Below are 16,399 nucleotides of genomic sequence, written 5' to 3'. Positions count from 1 at the left end.
TAAACCGAAATGGGTGATCGGATAATCCCGAAATAACTGATCGGAATGCTCCGAAATATGCAGTGGGTGTTAGTTTGTAAGCGCATCATAAACACCGCATTCTAATCGTTTAGCCCGAATCATAAGATCAAACCTCCAACCCAAAGGAGATTTGAAATGGCCAAACGACGCACTAACCAAGAATGGCGAACCCTGTTCGAACACTATGAATCCAGCCAGCTATCACAACGATTATTCTGTGAACGTAACGGACTGAGTCTCTCCACTTTTTACGCTAAGCGCCAACAGTTAAAGCACATCGAAAAACCGAACACGGTTGGCTTTGTTAAAGCAGAAGTCGTTGAAAAGACCACAAAGTATCAAGCCACTCACGTTGTCGTTGCCAACATGACACTGCTCGTCAATGATGTTGAACTGAGCATCCCACAAGGCACGCCAGTGACCTATCTTGCAGAGCTTATCGGTGCGCTGTCATGAAACGCATGCTCAGTGCTCCCGAAATCTATCTCTATCGTGAAAACGTCGATTTCAGAAAGTCCATCAACGGCCTCGCGGCAATTATCGAAAGTGACACCGACTTACCCTTGGGAAGTGGCGCACTGTTCCTATTCACCAACAAACAGCGCGACAAAATCAAAGTGCTGTACTGGGATAAAACAGGCTTTGCTCTTTGGTACAAACGCCTTGAAAAAGCCAAATATCAATGGCCATCAAAAGAGCAAAACGAGGTATTTACCTTAACTCAATTGGAACTTGATAGGTTGCTTTCTGGCTTCACGATTATCGGCCACAAACCTATTAGAATAAAAGATTTTACAATGACTTAAGCGATAATAAAGTCTTATCCACCAAGCGTTAACGGCATGATTTTAGTATAATCAATGCCATGAAAAAGACGCCAAATATCAACCCAGAAAGCCAAGATGTTGCCGAGCTACAAGCGATGGTGAAAGCACTGATGGCGTCAGAAATCCAATTGAAACAAGAGCGTCAGTCGCTGCTTGAACAGCTCAAGCTTGCCTTCGACCGTCAGTTCGCTAAACGCTCGGAGGCGTTAAAGCCTTACGATGAATCCCAAGGTGACCTCTTCAACGAAGTGGAATGTGAAGCCGCTAAAGAAGAAGAGGTTGAGGTCACGACGACCACCACAACGAAGAAACGCGGTAAACGCCAGCCACTTCCAAAGAGCTTGCCTCGTGAAGTTATCGAACTTGATTTAGACGACCATGAAAAGCAGTGCGCTTGCTGCCAACATAATCTGCATAAAATCGGTGAAGACCGCAGTGAAAAACTTGAGTTCACACCAGCGGTACTTAAAGTGTTGGAATATGTTCGTCCTAAATATGCTTGCCGCCAATGCGAGCAAACTCAGGACAACAGCCGCATCGTTCAAAAGCCAGCGCCGCAAAGCATTATCCCTAAAAGCTTCGCGACAGAAAGCTTGTTGGCCAATATCATCCTCGGCAAATATCAATACGCGATGCCACTTTACCGCCAAGAATCCCTGTTTACCCAATCGGGTATCGAACTCTCACGAACCACCATGGCAAGGTGGATTATCCAAGTCAGTGAGAAGTTCGCCCCGCTTTACGCGGCCTTAAAAGCGCACCTACTCGAGCAAATAGTGGTTCAGGCGGATGAAACGCCGCTCAATGTCCTCAAGGAAGACAAGCAATGTTATATGTGGCTTTACTGCTCAGGCGCGGACTCGCTAGGTGCCGCATTCCCTAATGTGAGAAATATCGTCTTGTATGACTATCAAAACAGTCGCGCGAGGTCGTGCCCTGTAGCCTTCTTGGGCGACTATGATGGTTATCTGCAAACCGATGGCTATGGTGTTTATGATGGGCTTCATCGAGTCACCAATGTCGGTTGCTTCGCGCATGCTCGGCGCAAGTTCATGGAGGCGAAAAAGCTTCAAGGCAAAGGTAAGTCAGGCAAAGCGGATAAAGCGCTGGCCAAAATACAGAAGCTCTATGGGATAGAATCCCGCTTAAAAGGTGAGCCTGCGGAAAAACGAAAATCAGAACGCCAGCAGCATGCCAAACCGATACTGGATGAGCTTTACAAATGGATGACAACTCAACAAGTGCTTGAGTCTAGCCCGCTGGGTAAGGCGATAAAATACACGCTCGGCCAATGGCCGAAGCTGATCCGCTATATCGATGACGGTCACTTATCGATAGACAACAACCGAGCTGAACGCGCAATAAAACCGCTAGTCATTGGGAGAAAGAACTGGCTCTTCTCGACCAATCCCAATGGAGCGGAAGCGAGTGCGATGCTTTACAGTATCGTCGAGACAGCGAAAGCCAACGGCCTTATCCTTTACGACTACATGGTCAAGTGCATGCAGGAGTTAGCGAAAGCGGAACCTGATATAGATGCGCTCCTGCCTTGGAACTTCAAACATTAGTAGTATCACCCCGTGGTATCATGGGGCGGATACCCTGTGACGCTCAACCTCGCAAACCACAGTGATTAGGTTTGCCATACTTTTTCTCAATTGCCATGAAAGCATTGTTGTCCGTTCCTAAATAGCTAAGTATTAGTGTTTTACGCCGTGGGTGCTGAAAGGCTATAAATACGAGCGAAAACGAGGTATTCAAGCTGGCTCGTTTTGTTGATGACACGATACCAGTCCTTAGTAAATAAGTGTCTTAGTGAGAAAAGTGGCTCAGTTTTGTGGGAAGGATGTATTGAAAGTCCGAGCCAGCACGTTTTTTGCGATCACGGGTGGTTTTTTAACGTTTTTTCTGTGATTATTGCGCCAGTTACATGGGTTTGGATTGGTTTGGCGTTTTCAGAAAAACGAGTCCGCTTCCTAATAAAATGTTAGATTTATATTCGAACTTGACTCTCAATTGTGAAAATAATTTAGGAATTATAATTAATGCCAGGCGAAGAGCTAATACAGAGAAATTACGTTGTTGATGGTAAGTTGAAAGGCGAGCCATTTGGGGGATATGAACTACTTGAATTAGGTGCTACTACAGTAAACGAGCTTATAAGTATAGGCTTGCTAGATAGTGTACCAACTTCAGTTGATTTTCCGTTTAGTAAATATAAGGCTCCGAAGAGAACCAAGAACACTCGCCCCGACGCAATTTACATCTCTCATGTTGCCGATAAAACCACAGTTTTATGTAACAAAGAAGTAAAGAAACCAACAGAACTAAACACAGATACAAAGAAAGTAAAGGCTATTGAACAAGCTTTGTACGCATCGGCAGTTCTGGGCACAAAAGTTTCAGTAATAACTGATGGCACTCAGTATATTTACTTGGATTCGAAAAAATCATTGTCAGATAAAGAACTAGTTCTCTTTCAAGAATCGCGAGACTTTAATCCTGCTGTCCTTGAAGAGTTAATTTCAAATGATGTTGATGCAATAAAAAACCCTGGGGAACTCGCAGAAAAGGTCTGGCAAGCAATCTGGCATGCCACGAAAGAAGAACCCAAACAGTGTCTGATGACGTTTGTTGAAATATTTATACTTAAGTTTCTATCGGATAATCTTCCAGAGTCCGTATTACCAAAAAGGTTTAGTTTTTATGAGCTAGCAAAGTTCAACGAAAATGAGTTTAAATCTCACTATGGAAAGACTCAGATCGAATACTATGTTCAAGAAATAAGAAACCAAATTAAGTCAATTTTCAAAGAAAAAGAAGTGGTTACAGGTGGTACTGCATCAGATATCTTTGGAATTAATACTATTGTTTCACCAACCTCCCTTATCAATGGCTTTGCTTTTTTGAAATCTAGCAGCACTTCGCTAGATACTTTTAATCGTACATTTTTAGAGATTCTTGGATACTTTAACGCTTTTGGTGGCCTTCAAAATATCGACCCTGAATTTAAATTAAGATTGTATGAAACATTTTTAAAGAAAACAGTTCGCCAGCAGAAGCTCGGTCAGTTCTTTACGCCTAGAAATATCGTTAAATCAATAATAGACATGGCTGAACTAAACAAACTTCCTGATAATTCTGTTGTATTGGATCCCGCAGCTGGTGTAGGTGGTTTTTTATTAGAGCCACTTATTGACTCGTCATCTCTACTAGGAAACATTACCTTTGAAAATGGCGATCATAAAAGTAGAATTAAATTGATTGGTGCAGATTGCGACCAGAATACAAATATATTGGCTAAGGCCAATATGTTGATTCACCTATCAGAAAGCTTGAGAGACCCACAAGCAACCATTAGCACGTTAAATAAATTAATGGCCGAAAGCTTTGTGATTTTAAACTCGAATCAACATTTGGGGACGTTGGAGTATCCAGTTGATTCAAAGGTAGATGTTATTCTTACAAATCCACCTTATGTGACGCAGGGGTCAAAAATCTACAAAGAAGAAATTTCCAACATTTCAGGGTTACGTAATGGATTTGATCTTAAAGAATACTATTCACGCTCAGGATTAGGATTAGAAGCACTCTTTCTAAGATATGTCTCTGGTGCGCTAAAGCCAGGCGGGATTGCGTTCGTTATTGTGCCTCAGGGATTATTAACAAGAACTGAAGGAACCACCAAAGAGAAAATTCTTAGTGAGTGTAATGTTATAGCGTCTATTTCACTTCCACGTAATGCATTTTATTCAACTCCACAAAAAACCTATATACTTGTTCTTGAAAAAAGAAAGACCGCAGCAGCATATAGACCAAAAGTATTTTGTGCAATCGCTACCAGTGTAGGAGAGTCACTTGATGCACGAAGAATAGCGTTACCTAATGAAAACGACCTTCAAGAAATATCAAAACAATTTATATGCCATAGATCTGGAAAAGAACTGTCTGGAGAAGTTGTTAAGAATATTAAAATAGTTGAATCCAATAAATTTATGAAAGACGACCGCTGGGATGTCTACAGATTTTGGTCGGATGATGATCTCGTCGAACTAGGGGAAAGAGAAGAAGCTGTATCAAGAGTTAGTTTTTTAGATGAAATTCAAGAGCGTTTTATTGAGCTAACTGATGAAATTAAGTCTGTAGAGGCTGAAATAAAAGCGCTTACTAGTTGTAGTATGAGAAAGGTACTTGTATCTGATGAGCAGATATTTAATGTGCGCAGAGGGAAGCGAGTCACCAGAAAAGACGGTGACGAAAATCCAGGTCCAATACCAGTTTACTCGGGGAAAAAAGACCCCTCGATGCCACTATGTAGAATTAGCAAAAAATTCGCTCAATCTAAAAAAATACCAATCGAAGAAAAACCAATAATAACGGTTAATGCAAATGGAAGTGTCGGAGCTGTTTTTCTAAGACATGAAGAATGTGTTATCCACGATGATGTAATGATATTAGAAGTTCTAGACGAAAGTTTAGATTTGGAATACTCAGTGCACGCACTCAGAGCAGCGATCGCCGAAGGTAACTATGAGTATGAAGCTAAACTATACAATCGAGTGAAAGAAATATCGTTTGATGCCCCCATTGATACTCAGGGTGAACTTGATTTAGAACACCAACAGAAGATTGCATCAGCATACAAGAAGTTTGAAGTTTTAAAACAAAGTGTTGGTGAAATGGGGTTATGGGCATTAGGTGCTAGAGTCAAAGACTAAACCTAACAAGACGCTACCCTCGGAAAGTTTTACGCTGCGCTCCAAATTTCCAGTGAGCGCGGCGTTATTTTTTCCATAAAAATCTAATCCGTCATTTTCTAAATTAGCAAAGTCACTGGCTCGGTTTTGTCCATTGACTTGCTAGGTTGACTTAGACTGGCACTAAGCTGCCCCAAAATAGGTTGCAGGTCGAAGTTCGAACAAAAATCATGGGGTAGATTTGATATAGAAAAGCTCATGGACTTGACCCCATTACATTGTACATTGCGTTTCTCACCCCTTAGCAGGATTTTAGGTTTAAATTGGTGTAACTTGCAGTACACTGTTGTAATATACAGTGATTCTGTATGGGAGTTGCAAATGAACGTATTCTATAAGCTTTGGCTGACTTTTTGTTCATTGCTGTTAACTATGACAGTGTACTTGGTCAAAGAGGATGTACTCCTTAATTCACTAAGTATCTATGTTGAACATGAAGGTGTTAAGCAGCTATTAATTTTTCTACCCAAATACGCATCTTGTGTCATATACTTCATTACAGTGGTATGTTGTACTGGACTGAGTATGGTTCTTGTTCGCTGGTTAAGTGAAGACCAGATTGCAGTAGGTAGTATAGCAACTGTTGAAACGGCAAATGATGCCTTTTTGCCAAGTTATTTAGGGTATTTTTTTGTGGCGCTAAGCGTGGGGGATTCTGGTACGTTTATCTATGTGTTTAGCATGATATTTATCTTCATATTTTTCTCAAAAATATCCTATTTCAATCCAGTCTTTTTGATATTCGGGTACAAGTTTTTTCATTTGACTGATAACTCAGGTTTGAAAATCGTTGTCATAACAAAGAAAGAACTAAAAGTGCCATGTGAAGTTGAGTTTTATAAGTTAAAAAGGATAAATAACTATACGTTTATTACATCGGAGCAATAGTTAATGAAGCACTTAATCGCTTTTGCAGGCGTGCGTTCAGGTGGTTTGCATAAAGTTTTATCTACCCCTGATGAAATTTTTGCTCAGCAAGATTTGACGAATCGAGTAGCATATTCACCATCCACCAATTTGGATGATGATGAATGGTTCTACATTGAGCAATTCTCAGGGAAAGGCTATGAGAATGACTTTGTAGCAAAACAGAGTCCTATCAATACAACCACTCTCAACCAGCTGCCTGTTGAGAAGTTTGAAAAAATCAAATATCTATGTTGTGAAGATGGCACGAAAAAGTACTTCCAAAAACTGCTACCTTCGCAGTTGATTTCTAAAAAGTGGTTCTCAGTTTCTGACGCGCCAGTACTGGAAAGCAATAAGAAAATCATTTCATTTTCTAACACTCCTGACGCTATATATGACTCCGCATCAAACGAACTTTACTTTCGTGATATCGCGAAGGTAAAAGCAATCTTTAAGGGCATTGAAGAACTATACAGGGAAGCAACCCAAGAGGAAGTCACAGAGTTTCTTCAACAAGACTTTATCGAGTTAACTGAAGGTTACGATGTAACAAGTGTAAAAGTGTCTAATCGTAAACGTATTGCAATTGCGGTCGACCGAATATCTGATTATTCCGCAACGCAAAAACAGGAAATTTTTGACTACATTCATGAATATTGTCCAAATGTAACCTTCAAAGATGGGAAGTTCTCAATATCATCGGAAAACGATCTGAAGTACGTCCTATTTGGTATCGACGAGCGTTATTATACGACTATGCTTGGAAAAGAGAAGCGTCTTGCAAACTCTGTGATATCGATGGCTTCATAAACCTAACAAGAGACTACGGCGCCAGTAGTTAGTTTTTGGCGCTACAGAAAATGTTCGGGGTCAGGTCTTTCATTTTGCCCTAGTAAAATTTATCCGAACACCTGACAATTATCAGAAATCATAACGTGAAACTGTCCATCAATGTGTCATCGAGAGCTTGGCTGGCACAAAAATGCCCCATTCCGAGCTACGTGTTGGAGTTTGAATAGAGAACATTCGGTAAATTCGATATAGAAAAATTAATGGATGGCAAAAGGCAAAGCCTGACCCAAGACGTTTGGTTAACGTGTTGCTACATATGACTGGCTGAGAAAGTAGAAAGCCCTACCACAGCAGTGAATAGGGCTTTTTTAATTCTGACTTATTACCTTTAGAAAAATCAGAGTCCAAGTTCTGTATGGTAGTTTACTAAAGTGGTGAAGCGATATTCGAAACTATTGAGTATATTGGCATCGTTGCGCTTTACTGCATCAATATATTTTTCAACATACTTCTGAAATTGACTGGTTATGTGTTCTTCTTTGCCGATGAGTTTTTTACCAGACTTCTTATTTCGTAAGACAAATACATCATCAGTAACATGGCTATCATCTCTGATTAAGAGTGCCTTTGAGTAATCCAGCCCCATGCCTTTGATGGTTCGATCTTGGCGGTTCACCTCTAAGATATATGAGGCATTGTGCTTGATATATGATCTTACAGGAATGGCGAATGTTAATCCGTTAATGGTGATTTTAACAATGCCATGACCTCTGGTTTTACTGCTATTCCATGTGCCTAACTGACTATCAAAATCTAAAGCTTGTTCTACTTTGGGGTTATCTGCATAGAAAGATTGATCTAATTTTTTTAGTTCCATATCCGATCCCATATACAAAAAAACCCTGACTTGAGTCAGGGTTTTCTGGTAGATAATACAAGGAATTTAGGTTTTTTACGTGGGGATGTTCCTACCGCCACAACAAACAAGGAATTTGGTGTTTTTTACGTGGGGATGTTCCTACCGCCACAATCTACACTTATACTTTAGTACTCGTAGCCACTACTGTCAAGCACTTTTAAGCCTTGTCTATCAGAGAGTTACTTTGTTCAATGATCTGCTCCAGCTAGACTGGACACTTCATTAAGCGACATTTTGCTGTTCAAAGTTAATTGGGCTTAGATACCCAAGAGCACTGTGCCTTTTCGTCCGATTATAATCAACCTCTATGTACTCGAAGACCGCTTGGCGCATCTCATCTCTAGTCATTATTGGTTCGTATTGAATCGCTTCCACTTTCATCGAATGGAAGAAGCTCTCAACACAAGCATTGTCCCAGCAGTTTCCTTTCCTACTCATACTTTGTTTTAGATTATAAGCAGTTATGAGGTCTCGATAATCTTTCGAGCAATACTGGCTGCCACGATCACTATGAACAATAACTTCCTCTGGAAACCCTCGACGAAACAGAGCTATTGATAAAGCATCGCAGACCAATGTTGCTGTCATCCTCGTATCCATCGACCAACCGATCAGTTGTCGTGAGTAAAGGTCAATGATCACAGCTAAATACAGCCAGCCTTCGCTTGTGGCAAGATATGTGATATCTCCCGCCCATTTCTGATTCGGGGCCGTTGCATTAAAGTTCTGAGCTAGCAAGTTCGGAGCTACAGGCATCTTATGCTTGCTGTCCGTTGTACACTTAAACTTGCGTGCCGCTTTCGGCGTTAAGTCCTGACGCTTCATGCTGGCTGCAATGGTTTTAACATTATGGCTATCACCGTTCTCAGACAGTTCTTTCTGGATGCGCCTTGAACCATCTCGTCCCTTACTGTTCTCAAAAGCATCTTGCGTTGAATAGCCTTGTGGCGATGCTTAATCCAATAATTCCGTTAACACCACGTCCACGAGGTTTGTCGGTCATTTTCCGATTTAGTCATCATTAAAAATGCCCAGCAAGTGCTGGGCATAAAATGTAAGGCTTGGCGCGTGTAATTAAGATGTTTGTGATACCCAGAAATAAGCGGTTTCATTGTCATCTTGTATCGGCCCTGGCATTGTCTCCCCTTCCTTGAGAGAAATCACATCGGAAGTCAGGTTAGATTGCCATAACCCCGTGACTGGGCAAGGTGTTTCGGGAAAAGCAATGTGAATGGGTGGTAGCTTATCTTTCGATAGACTTTTATCAAAGCCCTGTTTGCGTGCCTCTTCTACCCAATCTTTAGGGTAATAAGGCAGATGGTTATAACTGCTATCATCCAAGTTAAACAACAAAGTTACCATGGCAGCTTCCAGTGACCAGTAACCAAAAAAATTAGCGACAGGTCTTTTGTGTCTACCGTACCAATAGCAATCTTTCATGCCTTTATACCACCCACGAAGATACGCTTTTATGCTTTCTTCACGCTCTTTTTTGCTTGGTTCAAGCGGCCCTATTTTTATCACATTGTACAAATGCTGATAGCTTTTAGGGAAGACTAATGCCTCTTCCGTGTTGTCAGGAATGCCGTGAACATTAAGCAAGCGGAACAACTGCGCCATACAGGCTTCACCACTGACTTCTGGAGAGGTACCATACATACGCGTGATGGTTGATAGATACTTTGTTTTGCCTGTTAGCGCGACAAAACTCAGACACCACAATAAAAATTGAAAAGAATCGGGTTCCCAAAAAAAATAGGCTTTATGGGGGAAATCATTCTTATGCCGTTCTAGCTCTTTTAAAGCGAGTTCCGATAGCTCTATAACTCTAGTTATGGATCCGCCACCAGAGTATACAAGTAAAGTATACTCAAAGCGGTCAAGTGTGAGACTCCAACTAATCCTAGCTCTATGAAGCTCAGTCTTAGATTTATCCTTTAGTGCACCGTAGAGTGGCGATTCACTTGTAAAAAACTCATATTGTTCTTCAAACTCTTTTCGTTCTAGTAACGGTTCACGTCTTATTTGATCAAACTTAAGCGTCTGTTCGTTCATAGCTCTACCTTAGCAATAGCTCTTGCTTTCTCATCTAATTTTGTAATGTTAATCACTTCTCCTGAGTTATCAACAATCATTAACCAACGTTCATATCCCTCCATAGATATACTCGTTAGTTGGCTGCGCGTCAGTTCATCTTTCATCCTTGGTTCAATCCAATCATCGCTCATCTGTTTCGCAGATTTATAGCCTTTGCTGCCTTTCGTGGTACTTAACACGGTATCTTTCGCAATACCATCACCATCAATGTACTTTCCTGCTTCTGTTCGATATTTGGTTTCGGTGACAACATAAGGCGGTGGTAGTTCGGAATTTTTGTAAATTCCGTCAATACCACGTCCACGAGGTTTGTCGGTCATTTTCCGATTGGGTCGTTATTAAAAATGCCCAGCAAGTGCTGGGCATAAAATGTAAGGCTTGGCGCATGTTATCAAGGTGTTTTCGATACCCAAAAGTAAGCGGTTTCATTGTCATCTTGTATCGACCCTGGCATTATCTCTCCTTCTTTCAGAGAAATCACGTCGGAAGTCAGGTTAGATTGCCATAACCCCGTGACTGGGCAAGGTGTTTCGGGAAAAGCAATGTGAATGGGTGGTAGCTTATCTTTCGATAGACTTTTATCAAAGCCCTGTTTGCGTGCCTCTTCTACCCAATCTTTAGGGTAATAAGGCAGATGGTTATAACTGCTATCATCCAAGTTAAACAACAAAGTCACCATGGCGGCTTCCAGCGACCAGTAACCAAAGAAATTAGCGACAGGTCTTTTGTGTCTACCGTACCAATAGCAATCTTTCATGCCTTTATACCAACCTCGAAGATAAGCTTTTACACTTTCTTCACGCTCTTTTTTGCTTGGTTCGAGCGGCCCTGTTTTTATTGCATTGTACAAATGCTGATAGCTTTTAGGGAAAACCAATGCTTCTTCGCTGCTGTCAGGAATGCCCTGAACATTAAACAAGCGGAACAACTGCGCCATACAGGCTTCACCACTGACTTCTGGAGACGTACCATACATGCGCGTGATGGTTGATAGATACTCTGTTTTTCCCGTTAGCGCGACAAAACTTAGACACCATAGCAAGAATTGAAAGGAGTCTTGTTCCCAGAAAAGGAAATTTTCATCATTGAAATCGGATTTATGTCTTTGTAATTCTCTCAGAGCAACGTCAGATAAAGTGTTCACCTCGTCAAGCTTATTACCTGCTGAATAGGTTAAAAGTACTCTTTGGAACCGAGAACTAACCATAGACCAACTTATACGAACCCTGTGAGTTAACTCTTTATTGTTATCTTTTAAAAGATCATACCTATACGAATCGTCTTCACAAAAAAAATCGTTCAATTCTTCATATTCAGCATACTCTAATAACGGTTCTCTACGTATTTTTTCGAAATCTGCAACTTTCAACTTCATAGCTCTACAATACCTATAGCTTTTGCATTCTTATCCAATTGACTTACGTTCACCACACTGCCCGACGAATCAACAATCATTAACCATCTTTGATAGCCCTCATCTTCAATATCTCTGCGAATTTTGGAAGGTACTTCATCGTCCAGTCTATCTAAAATCCATCTATCACTCATCTGTTTCGCAGATTTATAGCCTTTGCTGCCTTTCGTTGTACTTAACATGGTATCTTTCGCGATACCATCACCATCAATGTACTTTCCTGCTTCTGTTCGGTATTTGGTTTCGGTGACAACATAAGGCGGTGGTGGTTCGGAATTTTTGTAAATTCCGTCAATACCACGTCCACGAGGTTTGTCGGTCATTTTCCGAACTTGTCTATCTTCGGGCAACAAGTTGATAAAACCGTGCTCTTTCATATAGTGATCACTAATGATTTCACCGTAAATGCCTTTTTGTGAGGCTTTCATCGAACGAATGATATGGGGATCAATATCCGCAACACTATCATCAAGTCTATGGATGGATTTCGTATCCGCCAACGCTTTGTGAGGCTGTTCCAGCGCCTTAATTTGTTTTTTTAACGCCAGTTCAAGATCCTCTAATTTATAAATCGCTTCTTTGAGTGCGTTAGGCACCATGATATCTGCCTGCACGCGAACATATTGCATGCTTTTAAGCGCAGTTTCCATCCATTCAATGACGTCGTTGGGGGCGATAACCTTTAGTTTTGTCATCAACCCTTTAAATGTCCCTATGACTTCATCGAATAAAGTCATCAGCATTGGAGCTGATAAGCTACTTTTTATGCTGCCGATGCTATCAACGACATCTTTTAGTACGGATGAAACACTGAGATTACCCAACACCTTTTGCACCTTGGGATCGAGTAAAAACGTATTAATGGGTTTTAAAGCCTTACCTAACGCTTTTGTCATATCCCCTGCCGATTTACGGGCGAAAAGAAATATGATTTTAACCACTCCTTTTACCGCAGAGCCGAGTGTCGGTATACATCCTATCAGTGTAAGAACAAGCGCAATCCAAGCCCAGCTATCTTCTGGGTCATCGTGTATTTTGTTACAGTTCGCAACCAAGTCTCGACAGTCTAACACTTGGTCAACAATGGGGATAAGTCCCAACAAGGCATTGGCTGCAATTTGCCCCGCAGACATGTCTTCATTGAAGTCGCCTTGCAATGCTTCCCAAATCCATTCAAGACTTGCCGACGCAGCATCAGAAATTTGTTGAGCTTTTTCTTTAATGAAGTATTCAGCATTGCCGACTGCTTGTTCCAAGTTGTCGTAGAGCGCTTGGAAAATATCATTACCTAACATTGAGTCGCTTCCTTACAGCTTATCGATATTATTTAGAAGATTGGAAATCGGCTCTCTCGCAAGATCTTGATAGGTGTCTTCTGGTTCATAATAAATGTCAACATAGCCGTCGGCAGGCTTGTCTAACCGCGCATATCCATCAGAGTCGAGAGCGCCAGTCACCTTTGAGCCATCTGTAAAGACAGCACGGTATGGCACGTTGGGAATTGGGCTAAGTTCACTATTTTGATAGAAAAACTCTAAGAACCGCTCCTCATTAGGTTTTTGCTTTCCAATAAAAGAAGGCCTAGCCGTATTTTGAGAGCCTGCTGCGCTAGGGTTGACTTTCACTTTAGCGCCTTTGACCGCGATATCAGCGATACCTGATACTGCTATATCTGTTCCGTATAAATGAATTCTTCCGTCGTTTTTCAATAATAAGCCTGACGCCCCCACTTGCAGCCGAATTTCGTCGGAGCTTATCACCGCAGTTTGTCCATCGGATTTGACAGACGTATTGCTTCCTACTCTGACAGTTAAGTGTTGACCTATGGTTTGGTTATCATTTTCAGACACATCCACCGACCGAGACTGCCATATCTCTTGAGACTGATCGCCACCGACCGACAATTCGTCATTTTTGCCTATCAGGGTCTTTTGGTTATATTGAATTTTCTTGTGTTGGTCGCTGGCGACTGTCTTAGTCATGTTCTCGTTGTACGACACAGAAACGTCACTAATGACTTCTTCAGTAAAGGTTTGCTTAGTGACAGAAGTCTTATGACCGTGGATGTCTTCTTTGCGATCACCAAAGATTTCGTTTTCTTGGTTGCGGCCCACTTTCAGCTCTTCATCGTTACCTATATCTCGGTAGCGATTGTTGAGAACCTTGGTTTTCATGTTCCTTTGCGCGTGGAAATACACCTCTTCTTGGTCATTTTCATCTTCAAAGTGCATTTCGTTGTAACCGTCTGCCTTATGACTTTGGGTACGAAAAACAGTGCGGGTTTTATGCTCTGGCAACTCATAAGGTGGGGTATGTAAACCGTTATATACCGCACCTGTGACAAGCGGCCTATCAGGATCGCCTTCTAAAAAGGTCACCACCACTTCATGACCGATGCGTGGCAGATACACTGCGCCCCAATTTGGCGCGGCCATAGATTGGCTGACTCGCAGCCAGCATGAGCTGTGCTCATCACTTTGCCCGTAGCGATCCCAGTGAAACTGAACCTTAATTCGCCCAAACTCGTCGGTGTAGATTTCTTCTCCCGCAGGCCCAACCACCACCGCTGTTTGCGGCCCATCTACTACAGGGGCGGCCATTTTCGGCGCGCGATAGGTCACATCACGCGGCAGGCAGACAAACTGATTTTGGTAGGTTGTGGGTGCATCAGCCCCTTCTTCTTCGTGCACGCGAGGGTTGTCACCAGAATGCATCACAGAGAACATGAGATAATCACGATTGACCGAGGAGCGCGGATGCTCGCTTATCTCAAAACTCACCCCAGATGCTAAGCGCATAATGTTGCTTGAGGCATGAACCTGATCACTATCAACTCTGTATTCTGACATCCATTCCTTACTGCGCTGGCCACCAAAATCTGGAGAAGTGTAACGCCCAGGATAATCAAAGCGTTTTAAATCTGTATTCACACCATCTTGGGCGGCGGTGTTTTGCGGAATTTTTGGGGTGAGGTAATTATAATCGCTATAGCTGACATCACTGGTAAGGGCGCGATGGATTTGCTCAAGGTCGAAAATATGCTCTTTATCGGACACACCGCCACCGTGAGATTGAAACAGCATAGGCCCAAGATAAGAAGCATTGAGCGGCGTGCTGACAAGCTCAGGAATGGCATCATTACTATCAACAATCACCATAGTATGTGCGGTATCACTGTGCTCAAAGTAAAACCACATGCCATGCTCCGCCAAAAGGCGCTGGACAAAATGGTGGTCACTTTCACGGTATTGCAACAGGTACTCTTTTTCTTTGTATTGCCCTACCAGCTCAAAGCGGTAATCGCTCATTCCCGCATCATCAAAAACATGGCGAATAATATCTGGCGCAGTTTTATTTTGAAAAATCCGACAATCTTGACGCTGGGTTAAAAACCAAAGTTGAGGCACTAGGGTGATAAGATAGCGAGAATAACGGCGTCCAGAGCCTAAATAGCTCAGCTCTGAAACACTGCCGTTAAACTGGCGAGCCGCCGCTAAGCCTTGACCATAGATATTCAGCACGCCTGTTTTTCGGCTCAGCGCCTCGAAGCTAATGTCATCATTTTCAGATAAGACAGTCAGGCTCATTTCAAACGGGGCAGACAGGGCTTCCGTTACCCGAAAACTTTCGACTTTGAATGCCCCTAAAAACCCAGAGACTTCAAAACTAAACTCAATATCATTCGCCATACAGCTTCACTCTTGTGATCACAGTAATTGTGGATAATTAATCCGCATGCATATTAAATGGCTGAACTGTAACAAGTTATATTGAAATCATCACTGTGCAAAAACAGGAGATAAAGGCTAAAAAACACCCACCAATTCACTAATGGATTGGTGCAAGTGCCTAGAGGGGCGTTTAAAGAGACTAAAAGGCCAGTGAAAACGACGGTTTTTACTCTCAGTAGATAATTGTGGTTTTGTGATGGGGTTTGCAGTGCGGAGGTGGGCAGCTTTGTATCTCAGTCGTGGTTTTGCCCCATTCTGTGCCAGCGTCAATTGAGCCTGTTCCCTTTTGCTCTGCCTCATGACTTAAACGTGTCTACATAAGAAGGATACCTCGCTGAGTAACAATGAAAATTCAGCGACTTTGTTAATTGCTCAGTTGCCTATAGGACAGCTATAATTTCAGCTACTACTTAGTTGTTATTTGGTACTGGCTAACATCCAAGTAATGATTAATCTTATCAGCAACAGGAGTTCACAATGAAAGTTTATGGACAAAAAACGATAGAGGTCGTTGTTGATCGATGTTGTGATATCTGTGGTACTAGCGTGATGGTCGTCGATTCAAATGGCGTTAAGTTAGAAGAGGTTGGTGAACTGACTGCTAACTGGGGATTTGGGTCAAAAATGGACGGTATTACCCACCACCTTGATATGTGTGAAAGTTGTTTTCAAGTTGCATTATCTGCTCTAAAGGAGCATCGTAGAAGCATTGTGATGTTCGATGATGAGCAAGATCTTCCCGATGAAAAATTTGGTCAACAACCTGTTGGTGGCTAAAATCAGACTCGCTTGTTAGTGAAAAAAGCCGCTTCCCAACTGTGTAACAGCCTGTTGCACAAATCAGTCAAAATCAAAAATGCCCCGAAGTGTATATGGAATCCACGTATTTACAAAGCGACGAACCATAAAAGTTAAGATGCGGTCGTATATTC

The 16,399-nt window shown here is 42.0% G+C and carries 12 protein-coding genes and 2 pseudogenes; 7 read left to right on the top strand and 7 right to left on the bottom strand.

The annotated features are described in order from the left end of the window. Positions 1 to 156 precede the first annotated feature (156 nt). The 6 genes from tnpA (at position 157) to QQK21_RS01750 (ending at position 7,324) form a co-directional block, all read left to right on the top strand. Entirely contained in the window at positions 157 to 477 is a 321-nt protein-coding gene (gene tnpA / locus QQK21_RS01775; protein ID WP_284190492.1) for an IS66 family insertion sequence element accessory protein TnpA, read from the top strand. Then, positions 474 to 827 (top strand): IS66 family insertion sequence element accessory protein TnpB, encoded by a 354-nt coding sequence (gene tnpB, locus QQK21_RS01770; RefSeq protein WP_284190491.1) that lies wholly within the window; start codon positions 474 to 476, stop codon positions 825 to 827. Before tnpA ends, tnpB begins: the two co-directional genes overlap by 4 nt. Positions 828 to 886: 59 nt before the next feature. After that, positions 887 to 2,416, top strand: coding sequence for an IS66 family transposase (gene tnpC / locus QQK21_RS01765; protein WP_284190490.1), 1,530 nt, complete (start codon positions 887 to 889; stop codon positions 2,414 to 2,416). A 477-nt stretch (positions 2,417 to 2,893) separates the two neighbouring features. Further along, positions 2,894 to 5,566: an N-6 DNA methylase gene (locus tag QQK21_RS01760; protein WP_284190489.1), complete on the top strand. Its 2,673-nt coding sequence runs from the start codon at positions 2,894 to 2,896 to the stop codon at positions 5,564 to 5,566. A 360-nt stretch (positions 5,567 to 5,926) separates the two neighbouring features. Continuing rightward, positions 5,927 to 6,493, top strand: coding sequence for a hypothetical protein (locus QQK21_RS01755; RefSeq protein WP_284190488.1), 567 nt, complete (start codon positions 5,927 to 5,929; stop codon positions 6,491 to 6,493). Between the two features lie 3 nt (positions 6,494 to 6,496). Next, complete coding sequence (locus QQK21_RS01750; RefSeq protein ID WP_284190487.1) at positions 6,497 to 7,324, top strand: hypothetical protein; 828 nt, start codon at positions 6,497 to 6,499, stop codon at positions 7,322 to 7,324. Positions 7,325 to 7,703: 379 nt separating this feature from the next. On the opposite strand, the gene tenpIN is transcribed toward QQK21_RS01750, so the two are convergent. From tenpIN to QQK21_RS01715, 7 genes and pseudogenes are all read right to left on the bottom strand, one after another. Further along, positions 7,704 to 8,183: a type III toxin-antitoxin system TenpIN family toxin gene (tenpIN, locus tag QQK21_RS01745; protein ID WP_284190486.1), complete on the bottom strand. Its 480-nt coding sequence runs from the start codon at positions 8,181 to 8,183 to the stop codon at positions 7,704 to 7,706. 264 nt (positions 8,184 to 8,447) lie between these two features. Beyond that, positions 8,448 to 9,190 (bottom strand): annotated as a pseudogene (locus QQK21_RS01740) (IS3 family transposase); the annotation flags it as partial. A gap of 109 nt (positions 9,191 to 9,299) precedes the next feature. After that, entirely contained in the window at positions 9,300 to 10,280 is a 981-nt protein-coding gene (locus tag QQK21_RS01735; RefSeq protein WP_284190485.1) for a PoNe immunity protein domain-containing protein, read from the bottom strand. Next, positions 10,277 to 10,642, bottom strand: coding sequence for a hypothetical protein (locus QQK21_RS01730; RefSeq protein ID WP_284190484.1), 366 nt, complete (start codon positions 10,640 to 10,642; stop codon positions 10,277 to 10,279). Before QQK21_RS01730 ends, QQK21_RS01735 begins: the two co-directional genes overlap by 4 nt. Positions 10,643 to 10,713: 71 nt before the next feature. Beyond that, positions 10,714 to 11,697, bottom strand: a complete 984-nt coding sequence (locus QQK21_RS01725; protein WP_284190483.1) for a PoNe immunity protein domain-containing protein — start codon at positions 11,695 to 11,697, stop codon at positions 10,714 to 10,716. Next, a complete protein-coding gene (locus QQK21_RS01720) occupies positions 11,694 to 13,031 on the bottom strand; it encodes a hypothetical protein (RefSeq protein ID WP_284190482.1) in 1,338 nt (445 codons plus the stop codon). Before QQK21_RS01720 ends, QQK21_RS01725 begins: the two co-directional genes overlap by 4 nt. Before the next feature lie 318 nt (positions 13,032 to 13,349). Further along, positions 13,350 to 15,425 (bottom strand): annotated as a pseudogene (locus tag QQK21_RS01715) (type VI secretion system Vgr family protein); the annotation flags it as partial. A gap of 519 nt (positions 15,426 to 15,944) precedes the next feature. Between QQK21_RS01715 and QQK21_RS01710 the strand changes: the two are divergent. After that, on the top strand, positions 15,945 to 16,244 hold the full coding sequence (locus QQK21_RS01710; RefSeq protein WP_031858044.1) for a hypothetical protein: 300 nt from the start codon (positions 15,945 to 15,947) through the stop codon (positions 16,242 to 16,244). Positions 16,245 to 16,399: the final 155 nt, after the last annotated feature.

The organism is Vibrio zhanjiangensis (assembly GCF_030161235.1).
GTDB lineage: Bacteria > Pseudomonadota > Gammaproteobacteria > Enterobacterales > Vibrionaceae > Vibrio > Vibrio zhanjiangensis.
This window is presented reverse-complemented; position numbering and strand designations above follow the sequence as displayed.

Coding starts and splice junctions, on each gene's coding strand:
- QQK21_RS01710 (WP_031858044.1), top strand. CDS start 15,945: ATGAAAGTTTATGGACAAAAAACGATAGAGGTCGTTGTTGATCGATGT.
- tnpA (WP_284190492.1), top strand. CDS start 157: ATGGCCAAACGACGCACTAACCAAGAATGGCGAACCCTGTTCGAACAC.
- QQK21_RS01725 (WP_284190483.1), bottom strand. CDS start 11,697: ATGAAGTTGAAAGTTGCAGATTTCGAAAAAATACGTAGAGAACCGTTA.
- QQK21_RS01730 (WP_284190484.1), bottom strand. CDS start 10,642: ATGACCGACAAACCTCGTGGACGTGGTATTGACGGAATTTACAAAAAT.
- tnpB (WP_284190491.1), top strand. CDS start 474: ATGAAACGCATGCTCAGTGCTCCCGAAATCTATCTCTATCGTGAAAAC.
- QQK21_RS01750 (WP_284190487.1), top strand. CDS start 6,497: ATGAAGCACTTAATCGCTTTTGCAGGCGTGCGTTCAGGTGGTTTGCAT.
- tenpIN (WP_284190486.1), bottom strand. CDS start 8,183: ATGGAACTAAAAAAATTAGATCAATCTTTCTATGCAGATAACCCCAAA.
- QQK21_RS01760 (WP_284190489.1), top strand. CDS start 2,894: ATGCCAGGCGAAGAGCTAATACAGAGAAATTACGTTGTTGATGGTAAG.
- tnpC (WP_284190490.1), top strand. CDS start 887: ATGAAAAAGACGCCAAATATCAACCCAGAAAGCCAAGATGTTGCCGAG.
- QQK21_RS01720 (WP_284190482.1), bottom strand. CDS start 13,031: ATGTTAGGTAATGATATTTTCCAAGCGCTCTACGACAACTTGGAACAA.
- QQK21_RS01755 (WP_284190488.1), top strand. CDS start 5,927: ATGAACGTATTCTATAAGCTTTGGCTGACTTTTTGTTCATTGCTGTTA.
- QQK21_RS01735 (WP_284190485.1), bottom strand. CDS start 10,280: ATGAACGAACAGACGCTTAAGTTTGATCAAATAAGACGTGAACCGTTA.